This window comes from Streptomyces sp. NPDC002602 (genome assembly GCF_042889445.1).
Classification (GTDB): Bacteria; Actinomycetota; Actinomycetes; order Streptomycetales; family Streptomycetaceae; genus Streptomyces.
In genome coordinates, this window is record NZ_JBIAQX010000027.1 from 1 (window position 1) to 20,925 (window position 20,925).

General features: G+C 70.0%; 16 protein-coding genes, 3 pseudogenes and 5 CRISPR repeat arrays (1 of these 24 only partly in view). Of the genes and pseudogenes, 14 read left to right on the forward strand and 5 right to left on the reverse strand.

Features of this window, described 5'->3' with window-relative positions:
• From ACFYW3_RS36920 to ACFYW3_RS36930, 3 genes and pseudogenes are all read left to right on the forward strand, one after another.
• A pseudogene (locus ACFYW3_RS36920) lies at positions 1-93 on the forward strand (IS5/IS1182 family transposase); the annotation flags it as partial.
• Positions 94-203: 110 nt separating this feature from the next.
• Positions 204-1,064: pseudogene (locus ACFYW3_RS36925) on the forward strand (IS5 family transposase).
• Between the two features lie 367 nt (positions 1,065-1,431).
• Positions 1,432-2,031, forward strand: coding sequence for a hypothetical protein (locus tag ACFYW3_RS36930; RefSeq protein ID WP_389388778.1), 600 nt, complete (start codon positions 1,432-1,434; stop codon positions 2,029-2,031).
• A gap of 413 nt (positions 2,032-2,444) precedes the next feature.
• Here the strand turns inward: ACFYW3_RS36930 and ACFYW3_RS36935 are convergent, their stop codons facing one another.
• Together ACFYW3_RS36935 and ACFYW3_RS36940 are read right to left on the reverse strand one after the other, a co-directional pair.
• The gene (locus ACFYW3_RS36935; protein ID WP_389388727.1) at positions 2,445-2,702 is read right to left on the reverse strand and encodes a hypothetical protein; all 258 of its coding nucleotides are present in this window, start codon (positions 2,700-2,702) and stop codon (positions 2,445-2,447) included.
• A gap of 267 nt (positions 2,703-2,969) precedes the next feature.
• Positions 2,970-3,167: a hypothetical protein gene (locus ACFYW3_RS36940; RefSeq protein ID WP_389388728.1), complete on the reverse strand. Its 198-nt coding sequence runs from the start codon at positions 3,165-3,167 to the stop codon at positions 2,970-2,972.
• Between the two features lie 604 nt (positions 3,168-3,771).
• Between ACFYW3_RS36940 and ACFYW3_RS36945 the strand changes: the two genes are divergently transcribed.
• From ACFYW3_RS36945 to ACFYW3_RS36980, 8 genes and pseudogenes are all read left to right on the forward strand, one after another.
• Positions 3,772-4,494 carry a hypothetical protein gene (locus ACFYW3_RS36945; protein ID WP_389388729.1) on the forward strand — a complete coding sequence of 241 codons (723 nt, stop codon included), beginning with the start codon at positions 3,772-3,774 and terminating at the stop codon, positions 4,492-4,494.
• Positions 4,491-5,984, forward strand: coding sequence for a hypothetical protein (locus ACFYW3_RS36950; protein ID WP_389388730.1), 1,494 nt, complete (start codon positions 4,491-4,493; stop codon positions 5,982-5,984). Before ACFYW3_RS36945 ends, ACFYW3_RS36950 begins: the two co-directional genes overlap by 4 nt.
• A gap of 93 nt (positions 5,985-6,077) precedes the next feature.
• Positions 6,078-6,245, forward strand: a pseudogene (locus tag ACFYW3_RS36955) (IS256 family transposase); the annotation flags it as partial.
• Positions 6,242-6,709 carry a GNAT family N-acetyltransferase gene (locus ACFYW3_RS36960; RefSeq protein WP_389388731.1) on the forward strand — a complete coding sequence of 156 codons (468 nt, stop codon included), beginning with the start codon at positions 6,242-6,244 and terminating at the stop codon, positions 6,707-6,709. The pseudogene ACFYW3_RS36955 and the gene ACFYW3_RS36960, both read left to right, overlap by 4 nt.
• Positions 6,710-6,809: 100 nt before the next feature.
• A CRISPR array of direct repeats spans positions 6,810-8,242; the repeat unit is 24 nt; unit sequence CACCCCCGCATCGGCGGGGAGCAC.
• Positions 8,243-8,474: 232 nt separating this feature from the next.
• The gene (locus ACFYW3_RS36965; protein WP_389388732.1) at positions 8,475-9,353 is read left to right on the forward strand and encodes a glycosyltransferase family 2 protein; all 879 of its coding nucleotides are present in this window, start codon (positions 8,475-8,477) and stop codon (positions 9,351-9,353) included.
• A gap of 410 nt (positions 9,354-9,763) precedes the next feature.
• Positions 9,764-10,271: direct repeats of the CRISPR family, unit length 29 nt; unit sequence CGGATCACCCCCGCGTCGGCGGGGAGCAC.
• A 782-nt stretch (positions 10,272-11,053) separates the two neighbouring features.
• Positions 11,054-11,371, forward strand: coding sequence for a hypothetical protein (locus tag ACFYW3_RS36970; RefSeq protein WP_386936879.1), 318 nt, complete (start codon positions 11,054-11,056; stop codon positions 11,369-11,371).
• A 112-nt stretch (positions 11,372-11,483) separates the two neighbouring features.
• A CRISPR array of direct repeats spans positions 11,484-12,548; the repeat unit is 29 nt; unit sequence CGGATCACCCCCGCGTCGGCGGGGAGCAC.
• 264 nt (positions 12,549-12,812) lie between these two features.
• On the forward strand, positions 12,813-13,079 hold the full coding sequence (locus ACFYW3_RS36975; protein WP_389388733.1) for a hypothetical protein: 267 nt from the start codon (positions 12,813-12,815) through the stop codon (positions 13,077-13,079).
• Positions 13,079-13,477, forward strand: a complete 399-nt coding sequence (locus ACFYW3_RS36980; RefSeq protein WP_389388734.1) for a hypothetical protein — start codon at positions 13,079-13,081, stop codon at positions 13,475-13,477. Before ACFYW3_RS36975 ends, ACFYW3_RS36980 begins: the two co-directional genes overlap by 1 nt.
• Before the next feature lie 87 nt (positions 13,478-13,564).
• A CRISPR array of direct repeats spans positions 13,565-13,832; the repeat unit is 24 nt; unit sequence CACCCCCGCGTCGGCGGGGAGCAC.
• A gap of 22 nt (positions 13,833-13,854) precedes the next feature.
• Here ACFYW3_RS36980 and ACFYW3_RS36985 read toward each other — a convergent pair.
• Positions 13,855-14,112, reverse strand: a complete 258-nt coding sequence (locus tag ACFYW3_RS36985) for a hypothetical protein (RefSeq protein WP_389388735.1) — start codon at positions 14,110-14,112, stop codon at positions 13,855-13,857.
• Between the two features lie 694 nt (positions 14,113-14,806).
• Positions 14,807-16,132, reverse strand: coding sequence for a helix-turn-helix transcriptional regulator (locus ACFYW3_RS36990; protein WP_389388736.1), 1,326 nt, complete (start codon positions 16,130-16,132; stop codon positions 14,807-14,809).
• A 155-nt stretch (positions 16,133-16,287) separates the two neighbouring features.
• Here ACFYW3_RS36990 and ACFYW3_RS36995 point away from each other — a divergent pair, with 155 nt between their 5' ends.
• The 3 genes from ACFYW3_RS36995 to ACFYW3_RS37005 are packed head-to-tail and all read left to right on the forward strand — an operon-like array spanning position 16,288 to position 18,961.
• Positions 16,288-17,277: a Gfo/Idh/MocA family protein gene (locus ACFYW3_RS36995; RefSeq protein WP_389388737.1), complete on the forward strand. Its 990-nt coding sequence runs from the start codon at positions 16,288-16,290 to the stop codon at positions 17,275-17,277.
• Positions 17,274-18,527 (forward strand): DegT/DnrJ/EryC1/StrS family aminotransferase, encoded by a 1,254-nt coding sequence (locus ACFYW3_RS37000; RefSeq protein WP_389388738.1) that lies wholly within the window; start codon positions 17,274-17,276, stop codon positions 18,525-18,527. The genes ACFYW3_RS36995 and ACFYW3_RS37000 overlap by 4 nt, the downstream gene beginning before the upstream one ends.
• A gap of 2 nt (positions 18,528-18,529) precedes the next feature.
• The gene (locus ACFYW3_RS37005) at positions 18,530-18,961 is read left to right on the forward strand and encodes an NUDIX hydrolase (protein ID WP_389388739.1); all 432 of its coding nucleotides are present in this window, start codon (positions 18,530-18,532) and stop codon (positions 18,959-18,961) included.
• Between the two features lie 325 nt (positions 18,962-19,286).
• Here ACFYW3_RS37005 and ACFYW3_RS37010 read toward each other — a convergent pair whose 3' ends face one another.
• Positions 19,287-19,811, reverse strand: a complete 525-nt coding sequence (locus ACFYW3_RS37010; protein WP_389388740.1) for a hypothetical protein — start codon at positions 19,809-19,811, stop codon at positions 19,287-19,289.
• 787 nt (positions 19,812-20,598) lie between these two features.
• A CRISPR array of direct repeats spans positions 20,599-20,925; the repeat unit is 30 nt; unit sequence GCGGACCACCCCCGCGTCGGCGGGGAGAAC; it runs 1,350 nt beyond the window's last position.

Genomic DNA, 20,925 nt, shown 5'->3' on the forward strand with positions numbered 1-20,925 from the left:
AAGATCCTCCGCGACTGCCGCCTCAAAGGCGACGGCGTCCACCACGCCATGCTCGGCATCGCCCGACTGCACAACCTCGCCCTCGCCGGATAGACAAGAGGATCGCACCACGACTGAACCTGCCCACGGCGACTCAAAGATCATTTACGGGACAGCCCTTAGGTAGTGTCTTCAAAGGGTTCTGATGGGGGATCATGTGTTGCATGGTGCGTCGTCATGAGCTGTCGGATCTGGAGTGGGACGCGTTGTCCGCGTTGTTGCCGCGGTCGGCTTCGGGGCGGCCGCGGCTGGACGACCGGCGGGTGCTGAATGGGATCGTGTGGAAGCTGCGGACGGGGTCGGCGTGGCGTGATGTGCCGGAGCGGTACGGGTCCTGGCGGACTCTGTACACGCGTTTTCGCAGGTGGGCGCTGGACGGGACGTTCACGCGGATGCTGGCAGCGGTGCAGGCGGAGAAGGGCGCGTCCGGTGACATCGACTGGCTGGTGTCGGTCGACTCCACGGTCGCGCGGGCCCATCAGCATGCAGCGGGCGCCCGGAAAAAGGGGCGGAGCAGGGGGACGAAGTATGTGATCACGCCCTCGGACGATCCCGAGGCGGACTGACCACGAAAATCCACCTGGCCTGCGATGGTCGCGGCCGGCCTCTCGGCTTCGTCCTCACCGGCGGCAACGCAGCCGACTGCACCCACTTCGAGGAGGTCATGGACACCATCAGGGGCCTTCCGGGCCGGGCCCGGAAGGCCCCGAACCCGTCCGGACCACGTCCTGGGAGACAAGGGCTACAGCTCCCGCAAGATACGCGCCTACCTGCGCAAACGCGGGATCGGCCACACCATTCCCGAGCGCCGCGACCAGCGGGCCAACCGGTCCCGACGAGGCCGTGACGGAGGCAGACCGCGTGTCTTCGACAAGGAGCTCCACAAGAAGCGCAACGTCGTCGAACGCTGCTTCAACCGCCTCAAGCAGTACCGCGCGATCGCCACTCGCTACGACAAAACCCGCGAGTCCTACCAGGCAGCCGTCACCATCGCGTCCGTGTTCCTCTGGCTCAAACCCCTTTGAAGACACTGCCTAGTGGAGGGGTGGCGAGCACCACCCGGTAGGACGGTGATCATGTTGTCTCCTCTTGTACTGGCAACGGGAGGGATGGCTGCCCCTGTGGGCGTCTGCCACACCGGCCTGGTCCGCCTCAGGAGGCGGCTCGCGGGATGGTTCTCCTCCTGCGGCCACCGCTCTGGGAGCTGGCTCATCACTCGCTGACACGGCCTCGGCCTCCCCTGACAGGGTGCGTGACTTACGGGCAGTGGCGGGGCCAGAGCGTTCTCTTGCCTGCGACGCTGAGCCACGTTGGGTCGGCATCATGCCAGGTCACATGCCTTCAATACCCGCCTGACCTCAAGGGTTTCGGGAAGCTACTGTTCGAAGTGTGATGACCCCTGAGGGAATGAGACTGGGAGCAGAGGCCGCGCATCTGCTGGCCACCGCCGACTGCTGTGAGATAGCGCCCGGCCTGAGCGACGCCGAATTGCGGCGGATTGAAGAAGAGTACGGATTCGAGTTCGCCGACGACCACCGCGCCTTCCTGGCAGCCGGGTTGCCGGTGAGCCAGCCGCCCGAGGAAGGGGACACCTGGGGGAATCCGTGGCCTGACTGGCGTAGTGGCGATCCTGCGAAGCTGCGGGAGCAACTTGAATGGCCGGTCGAAGGCATCGTCGTGGCGGTCCAGCATGGCTACTGGCACCCAGGATGGGGACAGCGGCCAGCAGGTACAGATGATGCGGCCCGCGAGGCCAAGATGCTGCTGGCCCGGGTGCCCAAGCTCGTTCCCGTATACGCGCATCGATTCCTGCCCGCCGGCCACGGGTCCCACGGCCACCCAGTCCTGTCGATCTGGGGAACCGACATCATCTATTACGGTGCTGACCTGGGCGACTACATCAACCACGAATTCGACGACTTCAGCGCGCACACCCCTGACGATTGGAACCCGAGAGCGACTGTCGGGTTCTGGGAGGACTTCCTCTCATAACTCCTCCCAGCCGGCAGGCGCCGACCTGGGCAGACCCGTCATCGCGGTCTGGTGATGACGGGCATGCCCACGACGGTGCTGAGGAAACCGCCCTCTCAAGAGTCTGGCCCCGGCCGCGAGCAGACTGGGCACAAAGCAGGTACTCATCCAGACGCCCTCCGTGTCCTTCTTGTTGCCCAGGTTCGCGAACGGGCCATGGCGGTAGTCGGGTGGATTCGGGTCGCGACCTACGTGTCCATGGCGGCGAACACGCGTCCGCGAACCTGACGTTGCTCGACCATGAGGTGGGTCAAACGGAGTTGACCAGTCGCGGTGTTCCTGGCGAGTTTGCAGGTGTCCCAGAACGTTGTCATCCACTGCGGACGGCACCTGAGACGGCGGCGCGGCCTGGCGATGCGCCTCGATCACACGCCCTAGCCGTCCGGCGGCGTCCGGCGCTCCACCGGCACGACGGCCGGGGCCGGGGTCGGGGTGGCGGCCGCCGTGGCGGGGCTGCCCTTCACGGGCGCGGGCGCCTGGACGCGCAGGGTGCGTACGAGTCCGCCGGACACCGTGGCGTTGGCCGCCGCGATCAGCTTCGGCGCGCTCCAGCGCAGCTGCGTGCCGACGGCCGGAGCGTCGGGAACGACGTCCAGGCAGCCGCTCTCCACGTCGAAAGCCGTCGCCTTCACGCGTCCGGCGAGCTCGGGCGCGACGGCGGCGAGGATGGCGGCGAAACCGGGCGAGGACGCTTCCGCCGACGGCCGGGGCGACCATGCCGCGCTCGGTCATCACGATGCCGATCGCGTTGCCCAGCCCGAGCGGCGCGCGCCCATCCCGTCGTACGGCCGTGCCGGTACTCCGCTTCGGCTTCGGGCGGGTGGCACCCTCCTTCCTCGCCGCTTCCTGGGCCGCGAGCAGGGCCTGGCGCGCGAGGTCGACGCCGCTCAGCTCGGTGGTCATGCGATCACCATCCCGGCCGCGTCGCTACCGAGGGCGCGAGCGGCAAGTTCGAGCAACCGGTCCGACCACGGCGCGGCCGCGGCCTTCTCGGTGCACGCCGCCCGCTGCCCGCGCAGTTGCTCCAGCCGGGTCGCCAGCGGGCACTCGGCCACGCGTTTCCGGGCGGCGTCGGCGGCCTTCGTCCCGCCATCCACCGCTCCCTTTCCGCCGACCGCGTGTCCGCGCCCCGACCCTACGACGCGCCCCCGTCAGAGAGTTCAGCGGTTTCCCGGGCTCAGCGAACGAACCTCATGTCGACTCGGTGCGACGCACGATCTCCTCTCACAGCCCGTGTGTCCGTGAGCGGGGGCTTCTTGATCATTGAGGGACAGCCCTTAGGGGATATCACCGGCCTTTCCCGGATCGGCCGCATTTCGCCTCCACTCGGCGTCTCGGTTGCGGCACCATGGCGGTCCCCCGGGGTGCCGGGGCAAAAGGCTTGGGGGAGCCGTGACACGGATGCACAGCGAGCAGGAGCCCGAGAACAACCCCGGGAACGCAGCGGAGGCGGAAGCGGAGGCACTCGTCGCTGGCTCCGAACCGGAGCCTGCGCCCGAGGCCGGGGAGGAGTCCGGGGCCGGAGCAGGAGCTGAGGACGGGGCCGGCTCCGAACCGGAGCCTGCGCCCGAGGCCCCGGAGGATTCTGGGCCCGGGGCCGAGGCCGGGACCGGCTCGGAAACGGAGCCCGCCTTGGAGGCCGGAGGCGGCGGGGCGTTGAGCGGGCGGTGGTGGCGGGCTGTGGGGTTGGGAGCCGTCGGGATGGTGCTCAGTGCCGTGGTCGCCGCGGTCGTCTCGGCGTACCTCGACGTCTGGTCCGTACGCGAACCCCTCCCCGGAGCCCCGCGGATTACCGCCGGCTCCGAGGTCTGGTGGGACCTGATGCAGGACCGCCACCTGGTGCGGTCCGCGCCCGGCTCGGCGTACGACAAGGAGCCTGTGCCCCTCGGTGACGCCCAGGAGACCCTTGTCCGCATGGTCGACGAGGGTGGGACCGACGCCGGCATGATGCGGGTCCGTCTGATCCTCACCAACTTCACCCGTGCCCCCGCCACCATCACCTCCGTCCGGGCCCGCATCGAGCGCACGCGCCCCGCACCCGCCGGCCCGCTCTACTTCTGCGGTGGAGCCCAAGGGGGGTCCGAGGTCAGCCGGGTGCTCCTCGACCTGTCCACTCCGGAGCGGCCGGCCATGGAGCAGGACGCCGAGCGCCGCCTGACGGCGCAGTACCCGAGCACCAAGGTCCAGGTCGCGGCGCAGGGGGAGCCGGCCTACTTCGACATCGAGGTCAGGACGGGCAACGCGAAGGGCGCCTCCGCCTCCGCCCTCGCCTACGAGTTCGTACTCGACGTCACCTACACGCAGGGCGACCAGCTGCGGCACCTGCTCGTGGACAAGGCCGGGCGCCCGTTCGTCCTGGCCCAGGGGACCGACGACTGGAAGCAGGGATTCCACTGTGTCGGCTACAAGTGGAACGCTGCATGACGCCCGGGAGGGCGAGAGCCCGACGCCGCTCCACCGTCATCATGGCCGTCCTCGTCCTCGCCCTGTGTTCCGCCCTCACCGTCACGCTGCTGCGTTCGCCGGCCCCCGCCACCGGCCCGTTCGCGACCGGTGCCCCGCTGCTGGGGAACGAGGAGTCCTGGGTGGCCACGCTTCCGGAGCCCGGCCGGCGGCCTCCGGCCGAGCTGATGCGCGACGCGCTGGGGTGCGTCCCGCTGTTCCAGTGGGCCACCGGGGCCCGCGCCGTACCTCGCGGGCAGGTCACGCTTGCCTACTCCGTCGGGGCATCCCCGTCCCGCGCGGCCCTCGTCCGGGGGATCCGCGTGGTCAAGGGGCCGGACGTACCCCTCCCGCACGGCGACGACGTCGCGTGCGCGGGACAGGTCGTGGACGAGCGGCTGGCCGCCGTGGCCACGGCCCGCGGCAAGCCGGTCCAGCCGGTCCGTCTCTCCCTGGACGGCCTCGCCCCGGGCGAGGCCGGCTCCCGTCAGGAGGCCCCGCTCCCCGTCCGGGCGGGCGGCACGGCCACCGGGCTGGTCACCATCACGACGGCCGCCTGCTCCTGCGCGTGGTGGGTCGAACTGGACGTGGAGGAGAACGGCGGGCTGGTCACCGTACGGGTGGACGACGACGGCCGGCCCTTCACTCTCGCACCGCCGACAACCCCCCTCGCCACCTCCGCCGACCAGGAGCTCATGGCGCAACGACCCCTGTCCCGCGCCGCGGGCGACCCGCAGCCGCCGCAGGCCGGGATCTCCGCGGCGGCCACGCTGGTCCCGGCGTCCGAGAGCCGGCAGGCGGAGTCCGACGTGCCGCTGGACCCGGCGGCCGCCGTCGGAGGCGAGGCACGCCTCGGCCGCGTGGGCTGTCGCCGCATGTACGAATCCGTGGTCCGCGCCGGAGGCGTCCCGGCCGGTGATCACAAGATTCAGCTGGTGGTCACCGCCCCCGCAGGTCTGGAGGGGGCCGTGCTGGACGCGCGTGTACGGCTCGCGACGGTCCGTCTCGATGCCGAGCAGCGCTACCGCTACGCGTGCTCCCGCGCCGGCGTGAACCCGCACACCCACGCCGCCAGGCAGGCCGGTACGCCCGAACTGAGTCCCCACACCCTCATGCGCGGCCATCCCGGGCAGGGGGTCGGTCTCTCCGTGCCGCTCGCCACCGACGAGCCGTTCTCCTTCCGCCCGACGGGCCTGAACGGAGTGCCGCGCCCGGACGGCCGGGGTGCGTACGGCACCGCCGGTGTCATCGTGCCCCAAGTGGCCACCTTCGGCCTGACGGTGGAGGTGACCGTCCACCTGCCGACCGGCGAACGGGCCGACTTCACCCTGACCGACCACGGCGAACCGTTCCTGCTCGGGCCGGCCACGGACATGATGACCCCGGCGCACCGGGAGCAGTACCACGAGCCGAACTCAGGCCCGGGAGTGCACTACAACGAGGAGCTCATCTCCCGGCCGCATCCGGGGTGACGAACGCAGGCAGGCGCTTGCCGCCAGTACGCATCACGACATCGCCGTAGTAGCGAGTGCCGGTGACTGCGCCCGTCCTGTCGGGCTTCAGCTGGCGCCGGCTCTCGCGCCGCTGCCCTCGCGATGGTCTTCAAGCTGGTCGAGTCCGCCCAGAACCGGTGGCGCGCGGTCAACGCGCCCCACCTCGTCGCCCTGGTCAGGGCCGGCGCCCACTTCGAGCGCGGCATACTCGTCGAACGTCCCGACCAGGAGGCAGCGTGATCACCCTCAAGCCCGAAACCATCCACACCGACCGGCTGGCCTTACTTCCCCTGCAGGTCGACCACGCCGCCGAGATGGCCACGGTGCTGTCCGACCCCGGCCTGCACACCTTCACCGGCGGTACCCCGGACACCGCCCAAGACCTGCGTGCCCGCTACGAACGCTGGGTGGCCGGTTCACCTCGCCCCGGCGAATCCTGGTGCAACTGGGTCATTCAGCTCCGCGACGCGGCCTGTCTGACCGGCTATGTTCAGGCGACGATCACCGCTGACGACCGCGGAGCCGCTGCGGAGATCGCATGGGTGGTCGGAACTGCCTGGCAGCGGCGCGGTATCGCCACCGAGGCAGCCCAAGGACTCGTCGCCTGGCTCGGGAAACACCCCGTGCACACGGTCGTCGCCCACATCCACCCGGACCACCAGGCATCCACCACGGCCCGGGAGGAGCTTTGCCACGGTGCCTAGATCGGTCGGCGCCACGGCCTCGACCGCATGCGGGGTGGCATCGTTACGCCGTGTCCACGGCGGGCCGGGGGGTGATGTTCACGGCGCCCCTATCCCTCGTCGGATCACCCCCGCGTCGGCGGGGAGCACCCAACAGCATCGCGTTCAGCGAGGAGGACCTGCGGATCACCCTCGCGTCGGCGGGGAGCACGTCATCGAGGAGATCGACGCCGTCGGCGCCAGCGGATCACCCCCGCGTCGGCGGGGAACACTCGGCTTCAAGCTCGGCTTGACGCGCCTTCACCGGATCACCCCCGCGTCGGCGGGGAGCACTCCAGGAGCTCTTGGAGCTCAAGAGCGATGTCCGGACCACCCCCGCGTCGGCGGGGAGCACGAGTTCAGGAAGAAGCCGCCCGAGGTCGACATCGGACCACCCCCGCGTCGGCGGGGAGCACATCGCGTCCGTGGTACTCAGCGTCCACTATTGCGGACCACCCCCGCCGTCGGCGGGGAGCACACGGCGTCGCGGCAGGAACGGTCCAACGAGCTCGGATCACCCCCGCGTCGGCGGGGAGCACCTCACCGCGGGAACCGTCGCGCGTACGCGCACCGGATCACCCCCGCATCGGCGGGGAGCACCTGGACTGGCAGACCTATCAACATCACAAGGCCGGATCACCCCCGCATCGGCGGGGAGCACGGACTCGACGTTGGCTGCCGAGGACCGGGTGCCGGATCACCCCCGCATCGGCGGGGAGCACGTGAGCGGGACCGTGCGGAAGCCTGCGTCCGTCGGATCACCCCCGCATCGGCGGGGAACACCCGGACAGTACGAGTCGTCACGGCTCACCCCGCGGATCACCCCCGCATCGGCGGGGAGCACGCCCCGGGCACCCGGCGAATCGCGTTGATGTGCGGATCACCCCCGCATCGGCGGGGAGCACTCGCGCGCATACCCGAGGACCACCCAGGCCTCCGGATCACCCCCGCATCGGCGGGGAGCACGACCTCGCCGGATTCCGCGACGCGTTGCAGCACGGATCACCCCCGCATCGGCGGGGAGCACGACCTCGCCGGATTCCGCGACGCGTTGCAGCACGGATCACCCCCGCATCGGCGGGGAGCACGGCAAGGAGATCAGCAACGGGTTCGCCTCGATCGGATCACCCCCGCATCGGCGGGGAGCACCCATGAGCTACCGAGACTCGGTGAACGCCCCACGGATCACCCCCGCATCGGCGGGGAGCACGACGGCTACTCAGACGGCGTTCGACAGTTCGGCGGATCACCCCCGCATCGGCGGGGAGCACCCAGGGGACCCACCTGTCCCCTATGTGGGACACGGATCACCCCCGCATCGGCGGGGAGCACATCCGAGTTTCTCGCTCTTCATCAAGCCGGAGCGGATCACCCCCGCATCGGCGGGGAGCACCGCAGCCTCGACCCGGACTGGATCGCCGAGAACGGATCACCCCCGCATCGGCGGGGAGCACTCGCCCAACGAAATCTTCAACCAGATGAACGACGGATCACCCCCGCATCGGCGGGGAGCACACTTCGCGACCTGCCCTTTCTCAGGGCCTTTGCAATTCATTCACCGCTACTCGGTCACTCATGGCCGCAGTTTACGGGGCGTCGAGTTGGTGTGGGGCTGTTTGTCGGTCGCCTGTGTCGAGGCGGGCCGGAAGTGCCAGGGAAACCCTCGCCGCTTCTGCGACGTCGGAGCCAACCCGACCGGGCCCTAGGGTTGGGCCCTCCTGAAGCCTTTAGTTGAAGGGCACTTCCTGTGAGCAGTGACGCATCGCGTCCGACGGTCGGCGCCGTCGTCCTGACGATGAACGACCGTCCCGAGGACTTTCCCCAAGCCATGGAGTCACTCCTCGCCCAGACGGGCATCGACCTGGACGCCGTCGTGGTCGGCAACGGCTGCGTTCCCGAGCAAGTACCCGCAGGCGTACGCACCCTCGCCCTTCGCGAGAACGTCGGCATCCCGGAGGGACGCAACATCGGCGCCACCGAAGTCAAAGGCGACTACCTGTTCTTCTTCGACAACGACGCACGGCTCCCGGACACGGACACCCTGGCCCGCCTCGTCGCCGAGTTCTCCCACGACCCACACCTCGCCTACGCACAGCCGCGCATCTGCGATCCCGTTACCGGCGTGACCCTCCGCCGCTGGATCCCGCGCCTGCGCGCCTCAAAACCCACCCGCCCCGGCGTGGTCACCGTGATGGCCGAAGGCGTCGTGATGATCCGACGCGACGCCTACGACCGCGCTGGCGGCTGGCCCGGCCACTTCTTCCTCTTCCATGAAGGAGTAGAACTGGCCTGGAGACTCTGGGACCTCGGAACCCACGGCCGGTACGTCCCCGACATCGTCGTCCACCACCCGGCAACCGACCCCGCCAGGCACGACACCTTCTACCGCCTCAACGCACGCAACCGCGTCTGGGTCGCCCGACGCAACCTCCCCAGCCCCCTCGTGCCGTTCAACCTCGCGACCTGGATCCTCATCACCCTGTGGCGTGTACGTGACCGCAAGGCACTGCGCGTCACCCTCGCCGGACTCCGCGAGGGCCTCGCCGGGGGAGAGGGAGCGCGCCAACCCCTCGCCTGGAAGACGGTCGGGCGGCTCACCCGGGCAGGCCGACCCCCAATCTTCTGACGCCGCAGCCTCCCCACCCCAGGTCGCCCGATCTCCCTCGCACGTGCACACCAACGCCGACCGACTCGGATCCTGCTGGTCGGAGTGTGTCCAGCGGCGGAAAGACGTCGGCGGGGAGAACCTCTGGCACGGCTGGCAAAAGCCCATCCATGCGGACCACCCCCGCGTCGGCGGTATTTCGCCGGTGAGACGTGGAAAGCTACGGGATCATTCCGCGTCAGTGCGATCAACGGCGCGCCGCGACGTCCCCGCAAGGGAAGAGAAAGCTGTTCCGTTCAGTTCTCAAGGAGCCAGGAAGACTGTACTTCTGACGACGCGTCCACCTGACGCTCCTGACGGATGCACAGCGGACCCTACCCCCGCATCGCCGGCGAGCACTCGGTCTGGCCGGTAAGGCCCTGCCACCAGGTCGGAACACCCCTGCGTCGGCGGGGAAGACGCACCGGCCCCCAGGAACGAGGGGATGATCAACGGACCACCCCCGCGGCGGCGGGGAAAACCGGCGCCTGGCTCCCCTCGGCTGCTCGATCGCCCCGCGTCGGCGGGGAGCACAACGGCGCGTCGTCCGGGCCGGTGTCCCCGCGCGGATCACCCCCGCGCCGGCGGGGAGCACAACGTCGATTCGAAGCCAGGCCTTTCCCATCTCGGATCACCCCCGCGTCGGCGGGGAGCACACACGCGGCGTACTACCCGGCGTCCCCAACTTCGGATCACCCCCGCGTCGGCGGGGAGCACACCCAGGCTGGCGGCACAGCCAGTTCTGCGGCCGGATCACCCCCGCGTCGGCGGGGAGCACGGGGCCCCGATCGCGCGCCAGTTCTGGGCGTTCGGATCACCCCCGCGTCGGCGGGGAGCACCCCAGACCCGTACAAACAGCGGGGACCAGCACCGGATCACCCCCGCGTCGGCGGGGAGCACACTTCGCGACCTGCCCTTTCTCAGGGCCTTTGCAGTTTGTTTACCACTGTTCGGGAGTTCGGGCTTTGTTCATGGCCGGAGTTTACGCGCCTGGTTGGCGTGGGGATCGGTGTTCGGTCGGCATCGATGGATGCCCATGAGCGAGCGTGGAGTGGAGGGGCAAGCGGGTGCGGACGAACGACGTCGGGGCTGCTGTCTGGCTGCGGTGATAGTGCAGTCGGTGCGAGTGGCGACGACGAATGATCCACGCCAACTCAGGGACGCCGCCAACCACCGGCGTCCACGGCGGGTCGGGGGTGATGTTCACGGCGCCGCAGTTCCAACACTACGGAGCTGTGAGCAGGCAGAATTGGCCGTGTATGAATCCGACATCTCCTCCGGTGCTTCCGGCCACCTGTTCCACCGCCGCGAGTAAGAGCCGCAAGCAGCCGATCCGATCGCGTGTCCGGCATGGCAGCCCATCCTGCGCCGACTACGGCTGCTCACGCCCCGAGTGCATATCCGCAGCGCGCCGTGACCGTGCCCGACGTACCAGGGAGCTGCGGGCCGGCCGCCCCGCTCGGGTCCCGGCGGCCGAAGCCGCTGCCTATGCCTGCCAATTGCGGGAGACGGGTCTGTCGGCAGCGGATATCGCCGACATCTCGGGAGTCGCCGTCACTCTTGTGCGGCGCCTGCTTCGTCCCGGTGGGCAGCGGCCGGCGGCCATTCACCGAGTCACCTCGGAAGCCATCCTCGGCATCCCCCCGGACAGCGCCTTCAGACGGGAACGCCTTCTCCCTGGGTTGACTGGCGCGGACAAAGCCGCCACCACCCTTCAAGACCTCGCCGAACGAGGGTGGTCCACCAGTTTCCTGGCCGCCCGACTGGAAACCACACCGCACACGGTCGCCGCCATCCGGGGCCGGGAGCGCCGGCGCCTGGCCCTCGCGCTGGACCGCAGAATCCAACGCCTCGCCGCGCTTCTGCTCGCGAGCGAGCCGGCGGATCACGGCATCGCCGAACACAGAAGCCGCCGGACGAGAACTGCGGCCTTGCGACGACGAGCCGCACTGGCGCAGCTCGTGGCCCCCGTGCGGGAGCAGGCGGACCCAGTGCCGTGAACAGGGCACGCGAGGCGGCGAGGATCAAGTTCAGCAGGTGGGGATGAGGGCTTGGTGGCCGGAGCGGAGGTCGGCCAGGAGGCGGCCGGCGGCGGCTACGTCACCCCGGCCCCCGGATCACCCCCGCGTCGGCGGGGAGAACATCCCGCGTAGCTCCACGACGACCACGGGGAACGGAGCACCCCCGCGTCGGCGGGGAGCACTACTGCGCATCGGTCATCTGTCGGTGGCTGGCCGGATCACCCCCGCGTCGGCGGGGAGAACCAGGTCAAGGCTCCTGGCGACATGGGCCGAACCGGATCACCCCCGCGTCGGCGGGGAGAACTCAGCGGCGTCGAAGGTGCCGCCCGTCGTCGTCGGACCACCCCCGTCGGCGGGGAGAACAGCACCGCCCCAACCGTCACCGTCACCAACTACGGACCACCCCCGCGTCGGCGGGGAGCACCCGCCTGACGTACCCCACCTCTCGTGGTCCGACGGATCACCCCCGCGTCGGCGGGGAGCACCTCCGCCGCGTCGCCACCCGCAACCCCGGCTCCGGATCACCCCCGCGTCGGCGGGGAGCACAGGACACGACCGATGCGCAGGGCACGCAAGGACGGATCACCCCCGCGTCGGCGGGGAGCACCCGAGCCCGGGAGGGGCCGTCACCGTGGGGTTCGGATCACCCCCGCGTCGGCGGGGAGCACACGGCGCCCCGGGAATCGGTCTGCACCGCCAACGGATCACCCCCGCGTCGGCGGGGAGCACCGCTACAACCAACCCGTTGCCCTCGTGCTCGACGGATCACCCCCGCGTCGGCGGGGAGCACGCCAAGCGGTGGAACCTGCTGGAGCAGCACATCGGATCACCCCCGCGTCGGCGGGGAGCACCGGGAAGCCCCCTCGGCCGAACGTCCAAAGGACGGATCACCCCCGCGTCGGCGGGGAGCACCGACCCATGGCGGTGATGAAACGGCCGGCGGCCGGATCACCCCCGCGTCGGCGGGGAGCACCCATCGAGCAGGCGATCACCCTGATCGGGCAGCGGATCACCCCCGCGTCGGCGGGGAGCACTACCACTGGCGCGACGGCGCGGCCTGTCAGGGCGGATCACCCCCGCGTCGGCGGGGAGCACGGATGAGGCCGCGGCAGCCGGCGATCGGTGCGCGGATCACCCCCGCGTCGGCGGGGAGCACCCTTCGCGACCTGCCCTTTCTCAGGGGCTTTGCAATTCGATTACCATTGCTCGGTCGGTCATGGTCGGAGCTTACGGGGCGCCGAGCTGCCGTGGGGCCGCTTGTTGGTCACCAGTATCGAGTCGGCCGAGAGGGCCGGACACCGTGGCCGGGCCAGGGGCCCGCCGTCGTTGGCAAGCCCCGCCGCTTTGGGCGCGCGGCTTCGGGGTGCCGTGGGGCTCGGAACCCCTCGCACCCGTTCTCTACTCGCAGTAGAGTCGGGGTATGGCTGACGAAACGAGCATCAAGGTCAGTGTGGCCACCCGTGACCGGCTTGCCGCACTGGCAACCGAACACGGCACGACGATCAGGCAACTCGTCGAGGAACTCGCCGAGACCCGACCGACCCAAGCCGAATACGCGGTACGCGCCGAACAAGCCCGCGCCGAACTCGCCTCCATCCTGGGCGTCCTGCCCAGCGAAGAAGCAGAAGCGAAAGCCCGCGGACTGCTGGAACGCCTCGGCGCCAGCCAGGACACGGCGGCCGCGTAGTGGGGCCGATCGCGGTCGTCCTAGACCACACGGCCGCCACCGCCCTCCACAACCCGAAGGATCCCTACAACGAGGCGATCGCCGCGTTCTACGTCCAAGCCTCCGGCGGCCTGGGCATCCTCTCCGCACCCGTGCTCTGTCTGCTCGCCAGCGACACCGAACGACCCGGCCTGCTCGCCTACATCAACGGCCTGCGATTCATCCAAATCGAACCATTCGATACCCAAGCCGCGCTCGCCACCACCGAACTGCTCCACGCCGGGCACTCTTGGGCAGCCGCCCACGCCATCCACGCCGCCCGCCCCTCCGCCGACCACCCCACCGGCCGCTACCTCCTGACACTCACACCCGAGCAGTACGAAGGAACCGGCATCCAAGCCGTACACCCCGACCAATAACCCGCACCCAAGACAGCAACCCGCACGTTCGTAGCCGACGACACGAAACCAAATCCAGCCGAAGCAGCGACCGAAGCGACTCAGCCGGACCCCCGCATCGACGGGGAGAACCCCCAGCGGCCAGCCAGCGCAGCGCTCCGGTCGGACCACCCCCGCGTCGGCGGGGAGCACAGGGGGCACCGGAGCACCACGGCGCTCCCGACCGAACCACCCCCGCGTCGGCGGGGAGCACCCCCGAGGCCGGTGAGTCCCGTGGCTGATCTCCGGATCACCCCCGCATCGGCGGGGAGCACCCTGATCTCCTGCGCGAGCACGGCGTCCCGCGCCGGATCACCCCCGCGTCGGCGGGGAGCACGGCGTGTTCACGGACTACGGCGTCACGGAAGGGCCTCGCGATGCTCGTACACGAGGGCGGACCAGGCCACAACGAGAGCGGAGCGGTGCAGCACAGGGTCGAGCTCAGGGACGACCGCTGTCGACCCGAATACACCGATGCAGGCCACGGAGGGCAACACTTCAACAGGGCCGAAGGTGCCAACGCTCTGGTCCGGGTACTCGCGGGAGGGCGGGACAAGGTGGAACGGCGCGAAAGGGAAAGCACGTTCGGCCTGCCGCTGGAGGCCACAGACCTTCATGTCGTTGACGCGCTGACACGGCGCGAGGCCAGCGGATCGTCCCCACAGCGGCGGTAACTACAGCCCCAGTGATTACTGGGTAATCACTGGGACCACCTCCGCGTTGGCGGGGAGCACCTCATCCACATGCCGGTGCCGGCCTCGATCCCCGGGCCACCCCCGCGTCGGCGGGGAGCACACGATCGCGTCTCGTCCGTCCACGATGGCTCTCGGACCACCCCCGCGTCGGCGGGGAGCACGGCCAGTACCCGGGCTGCGACGTGAACCAGGGCGGATCACCCCCGCGCCAGCGGGGAGCACGAGCGGATCGCTCCGACCGGGAACATCGTCGACGGGCCACCCTGCGTCGGCGGGAAGCTCACTTTCCCCGGCGAGGCGAGGAAGAAGGCCTACCGTGTCATTCCTGGGGTGCTGCGATCAACGGCGAGCCATGAAGTCCCGCACGGGAAAGGAAGGCCGTTCCGTTCAGTTCTCAAGGAGCCAGAAAGGACTGTACTGCTGACGACGCGTGCACCTGGCGCTCACGATGGATGGACAGCGGACCCCTTTTGAACGGAGCACCCCGCGTTGGGGGAAATCGAGTCTCACCCTGCGTCGGTGGCGAGCACGCACCACACTGCCCTGGCGCCGGGTTACCCCGAAAGGGGCCGGACACTGCGGCGGTGTCGGGGTGAGCGTGGGCCTCGGGTGGCCCTCAGGCTGTTCGGAGTCGTTCGAGGAATTCGCGGACGCCGTTTACCTTTTGGTAGGGCTTGAAGGCGGGGGCGAGTTCGCGGACGAGGGTGACGCATCGGTCTGCGCCGATGCGGGTGGCGAGGTCGAGTGACTCGGTGCTGACGAGGAGGGCCTGTTCGACTTCGCGGGCTTGGAGGAGGCTGCGTGCCTCGTAGGTGCGGAAGACCCCGCGTGTCTTGTCCCGGGCCCGTGGCAGCAGGGTCAGGCCCTCGTCGATGCGGGCTCGGGCCGCGTCGGTACGGCCGAGGTCGAGGAGGCACTGGCCGGAGTCCACTGCCAGGTCCGCGGTGCTCATCCACCGGCACCAGCCCGGTGCGGGGTCGGCCGCGTTGGTCAACAAGGCGGTCTCGGCAGCGGCCAGGTCACGGTGGCACTCGGCCGCGGCTCCCAGGGCGGCGTGGGCTCGGGCCCTGCGCAGGTGCAGCAGCGACCGGGCGGTGGGGTGCCTCGTGTGGATCAGGGCCTGACTCAACGGCTCCACTGCGGATCCGGGCTGGCCGAGCCAGATCGACTGATAGGCGAAGTCCGACAGGACCCCGGCCCCCTGGTCCCGGTCGTGGGCGGTGTGAGCGTTGGTCAGCGCGGCGTTCCACAGCTTGCCGGCCGCGTAGTGCTGGCCTTGGTCGAAGCGGTACCAGCCGCACGTGCTGGACAGGGATGCGGCCAGTAGGTGCAGGCGCCGGCCGGTGGCCTCGCTGTAGCGGGCGCCTTCGAGGAGGTCGGTGACGGTGGTGAGGTGGGCGTCCATCAGCTTGATGGTGTGCTGGCGCTGCTCGGTCGGCAGGGTGGTCAGCTGGGTGCTGGTGTTCTCCAGCCAGTCCACGAGCTCGTCATCGACGCGGCGCCCGCCGAGGGCGGTGGTGAGATGGTCGGGTTCGAGCGAGGCCCACTGGGAGGCCAGCCCTGCCAGGGCGAGCGCGCTGTAGGTCAGGAAGGTACGGCGTTCGCGGTTCATCGCGGCTCTCTGTGCGTCTCGAAGTGCTTGGACGGTGTATGCCGCCCCGAGGGGAGCCGGGTCGTCCCGGCCGGGGAGCCAGTGGGGCCACGGATACCGCTCCAGGTCGGAGATCGGCACGTCGAAGGCGTCCGCGATCAGTAGTTGGGATTCGATGCTCGGCGTCTTGCGGCCGTTCTCCCACCTGCTGACGGCCGCCTTGTCAATGCCGGAGCGGAGACCTTCCGGCCGCAGGGCGGCAGCGAGGTGCAGGCGCGCCACGAGGTCGCGCTGGGACCAGCCGCGTAAGAAGCGGGCGTAGGCGAGAGGGTGTCGGATCAGGTCGTCCACGGGAGCAATCCCATCATCGACGGTGACGGCAAGGCTACCGCGTGTGCGGGCGGGACAACCCCGGGACTACAGCCAACACCTATGGCCGGGTACCAAGTTGGGGCTGTACTCGTCTTCCCCTGTCAGGTTTTCCCCGAAGTGGATGGAGAACGCGCATGAAACGACGTGCTGCGGTCATCGGTCTGGGCCATCAAGCCGCTGCCGATCACCTGCCTGGTCTGCTCGGCTCCAGCCGGGCCGAACTCGTCGCGGTCTGCGACAGCGACCCGAACAGCCTGCGTGAGCGGGCGGACGCACTGTCAGTACCCGGGTTCACCCGGGTGGGTGATCTCCTGGCCGAGACGGCCCCGGACTTCGTGATCGTCGCCGTCCCGCACCACGCCGGGCGTGCCGTGATCGAGGAGTGCGCCGCCGCCGGCGTCCATGTCCTCAAGGAGAAGCCTTTCGCCACCTCCGTCGCCGAGGCCCGCGAGTTGGCCGAGATCTGCCACAAGGGCCAGGTGGAGCTGATGGTGACGCTCCAGCGCCGGTTCAACCCGATCTACTCCAGCGTGGCCGGGATGCTCGACCAGATCGGCACCCCGTTCCTGTTGGGCGGGCACTACTCGTTCCACACCCCCAATCCCGGCGCCGGGTGGCGCGGGAACCTCAAGCAGGCCGGTGGCGGCTGCATCCTCGACATGGGCTACCACCTCATCGACCTGCTGCTGTGGTACTTCGGGCTGCCCAGCCGGGTCATCGCGGAGTTCTCCACCGCGGCTCTGCCTGACGGCGGATACGACGCGGAGGACACCGCCGTTGTCCAGCTCGGCTACGAATCCGGCCTCTACGGATCGCTCGTGCTGTCGCGGTGGATGGCGCCGAAGACGGAATTCATGCGGGTCGTCGGCACGGCCGGCTCGGTGGTGCTGACGAAGAGCGCCGTCCAGCGGCTCTCCCTGGACGGCACGGTCGTGGAGGAGCTGACCCGCCCGCACGCCCCCAGCGTCGCCGCCGCCCAGATCGACTACTTCTGCCGGGTCCTGGACGGAGAGCGCCCCAACGTCTCCGGCCCCGAACAGCACCTGGCCCACGCCGCGTTCATCGCGTCCTGCTACGAGTCCAAGAGGGCCGGCCGCTACATCAACCCCAAGGAGATGCTGTGACCAGCCCCCTCGCTCTGCTCGGGGGCACCCCGGCCGTCGCCATCGACGGCCCCCACTTCACCTGGCCGCCGATCGACGACGTCACCCGCGCGAAGGTGCTCGCCCAGCTGGACTCGGCTGTCTCCATCCCGGGTCGGTCCGGGATCGTCGCGGACCTGGAGGACGCCCTCCAGGACTACTTCGGCGCCCGGCACGCCATCACCACCAGCTCCGGCACCGCCGCCCTGCACGCCGCCTACTGGGCCGCCCGCATCCAGCCCGGCCACGAGGTCATCGTCCCCGCCTGGACCTTCCACGCCACCGCCTCCCCGCTCTTCCAGCTCGGTGCGGTCCCGGTCCTGTGCGAGACGCTCCCCGACGGCAACATCGACCCCTACCGGGTGGCCGAGCTGATCACCCCCCGCACCCGCGCGATCATGGTCACCCACCTGTGGGGCAAGCCCGCCGACATGACAGACCTGGCCGCCATCGCCAAGGACCGGGACCTGGACCTCCTGGAAGACGGCTCACACGCCCACGGGGCCGGCCACGGCGGCCAGAAGGTCGGCACGTTCGGCCTGGCCGGAGCCTTCTCCCTCAACGGACCCAAGCCCCTGTCCGGCGGTGAGGGCGGCTTCGTCCTCACCGACGACGACGATACCTACTACCGGATCCTGACCTTCGCGCACTACAACAAGCGGGCCAGGAACGAGATCCCGGAAGACCATCCGCTCGCCCGGTACGCGGTCACCGGGGCAGGACTCAAGCTCCGCATCCACCCCCTGGCCGCCGCCCTCGCCCACGACCAGCTCGCCCACCTGGACACCTACCTTCTCGGCCGCGAGGAGATCGCCAGCTACCTGACACGCGAACTCGGCCGGATACCCGGACTGGAGGTCACCCCGATGCCCGACGGGGTGAAATCGTCCTGGTACGCGTTGACGGCCACCTACCGGCCCGACCAACTCGGCGGCCTGCGCATCGACCGTTTCCACCAGGCCCTCGCCGCGGAGGGGGCAACCGAGTTCGACCTGCCCGGCTCCACCCGCCCCCTCAACCAGCTCCCGCTCTACCAGCACCCCTCACACCTGTTCCCCAGCTACCCGAACATCCGCAACCGCTACCGGCCCGGCGACTTCCCCATCGCCGAGAAAGCGCACACGCACACGATCAAGCTGCCGGTCTGGCACCGTGAACAGGATCTGGAACTGGCCGAGCAGTACGTCAACGCGGCCAGGAAGGTCAGCGAACACCACAAGGAGCTTCTGTGACCGTGACCTCCGATCTCGCCCTGTCCCTGGCCAAAGAGGCCGAAGCCGAGGGCATCACCAGCCTCGTGGCCGCCGCCGTGGTCACCGACACCGGCCGCGTCCTTTTGCTCCGGCGCAAGGCGGACGACTACATGGGCGGCCACTGGGAAATCCCCTCGGGAAAAGTCGACCCGGGCGAGACCATCCTGGACGCAGCCAGCCGCGAAACAGGAGAGGAGACCGGCCTGACCGTCTCCTCCGTGGACCGCTACCTCGGCCACTTCGACTACGAGAACAGCCGCGGCACCACCACCCGCCAGTTCAACTTCGCCGTCACCGTCACCGAAACCGGCCCGATCCTCCTCACCGAACACGACCTGCACCAATGGGCCACCCTCACCGGCGACCTGCCGGACGTCACCGACGCCGTACGGAAGGTCCTGACCAGCGCATAGGCCCAGAACAGCCGAACGGAGCCGCGTGGTGCGCGGCTCCGGTCGGCCCACCGGCCCCGAGCTACTCCTCTGAGGCGTTCGACAGAGTCGCGGCCGTCTGGACGTCACCGTCCCGCGCCCCACTGTCAGGAGCCGCCTGACCGAAGCCCATGCACGCCGGTGGTCCCACACCTTCACCGTGTCACGCACGCGAAAAGGTTTCTCGGCCAGGCCCTAATGATCCATTCCTCGTGTGTGCGTTGGCGGGGACACCAGGACCGGCGGGGCAAGGTGCTTCCGCCGCGGATCACCCCCGCGTCGGCGGGGAGCACACAGCGATCGGTGCCTACGGCACTTCGGCCGCGGCTTTCTCATAGTCGCCGGCTTGTGCGGGAGTCAGGAGGCGGCTGACGCGGATGAGCGTCGCGCCATGGAGGTAGTCGTACTCGGCGAGAGCGGGCATGGTGCTGGTGGCGGCTCGTAGGTAGTCGCGGCGGGCCTTGGCCTCGGCTGCGGTGCAGAAGGTTTCGATGCTGCCACCGCGGGCGAGGTCGTCGGCTTCCAGACCTTCGGTCTGGTTGGCGGGGATCCGGCCGTCGGTGAAAGTGACCTTGGAGGTGTAGCCGTTGGGCCGTCCGAGCATGTGGTTGGCGTCGTTCTCCGCTGTGACGGTAGTGCCGGGTTTGGCGGCGGGTACGGTGGCGGAGATCGTCTTGAAGGTGCTGGTGGCGTCGGTGGCCTTTGCCGGTGCGGGCTGGGCGGCCGGGCCACCTCCAACTGCGGTCTCGGGGTTGGTATTGCTGGTGGCGCTGCAACCGGCGAGCAGGATGGCGGTGATGGCAGCTGCGGCGGTGTGGGTGGCTCGGTTCACGGGATCCCCAGAGGTTGGCGAGGGGACCCATCTGATCGGCTGCCGGGACCGACGTCACAGGTGTTGCCGGATCGTGACCGGTGGACCAACTGTCAGCTACAAGGGCCGCCGTACCTGGCGGATACCGGCCCTTCAGCGCGCCACTGCCGGGGGTAGCTGATGCGGATGCAGACGGCAGCACCCGGACCCGGTCGAACTCCAGGAACCTGACGATCCAACAACCTGACGTCGCCGGGGAACACCGGCAGTGCCTCGCGATGCTCGTACACGTGGGCGGATCATCCCCGCGTCGGCGGGGAGCAGTTGTGCATGCGCGCGTAGTCCTCCACGGCGGTCGGATCACCCCCGCGTCGGCGGGGAGCACCGCTGGTGTCCATCGGATCCCCCCCCGTCGGCGGGGAACACTGGTCGTCCGTCTTGGGGACGGCCCCTGTCCACGGATCACCCCCGCGTCGGCGGGGAGAACGGGCCGAAGTCGTAGACCAGCGCGCCGACGGCCGGATCACCCCCGCGTCGGCGGGGAGAACGGGCCGAAGTCGTAGACCAGCGCGCCGACGGCCGGACCACCCCCGCGTCGGCGGGGAGAACTCCGGTCCGCAAGGATCGGGCCTCCCGGACGCCGGACCACCCCCGCGTTGGCGGGGAGAACGTGGACGAGGGGCTGGTCGATGAGTCCGAGGCTGGACCACCCCCGCGTCGGCGGGGAGAACCCAGGACTGCCCCTGCCGCTCCCGGGGAGGCTGGGACCACCCCCGCCACCACCAGTGGCAGCGGCGCCTGCTCCGGCGCGGACCACCCCCGCGTCGGCGGGGAGAACTCGTACAGGATCGCCCCGACCGCGCGGCGGCCCGGACCACCCCCGCGTCGGCGGGGAGAACGACGAGCAGTCGGAGTAGCCGGCGGCCCAGCGCGGACCACCCCCGCGTCGGCGGGGAGAACCCGGTGAAGACCCGCGACATGGCCCCGCCCGGCGGACCACCCCCGCGTCGGCGGGAAGAACTGACTCGTGGCGGCGGCGTGGCCGGCTGGGCGCGGACCACCCCCGCGTCGGCGGGGAGAACCACCCCACGAGGGGCTGGCTCTACGACACGAGCGGACCACCCCCGCGTCGGCG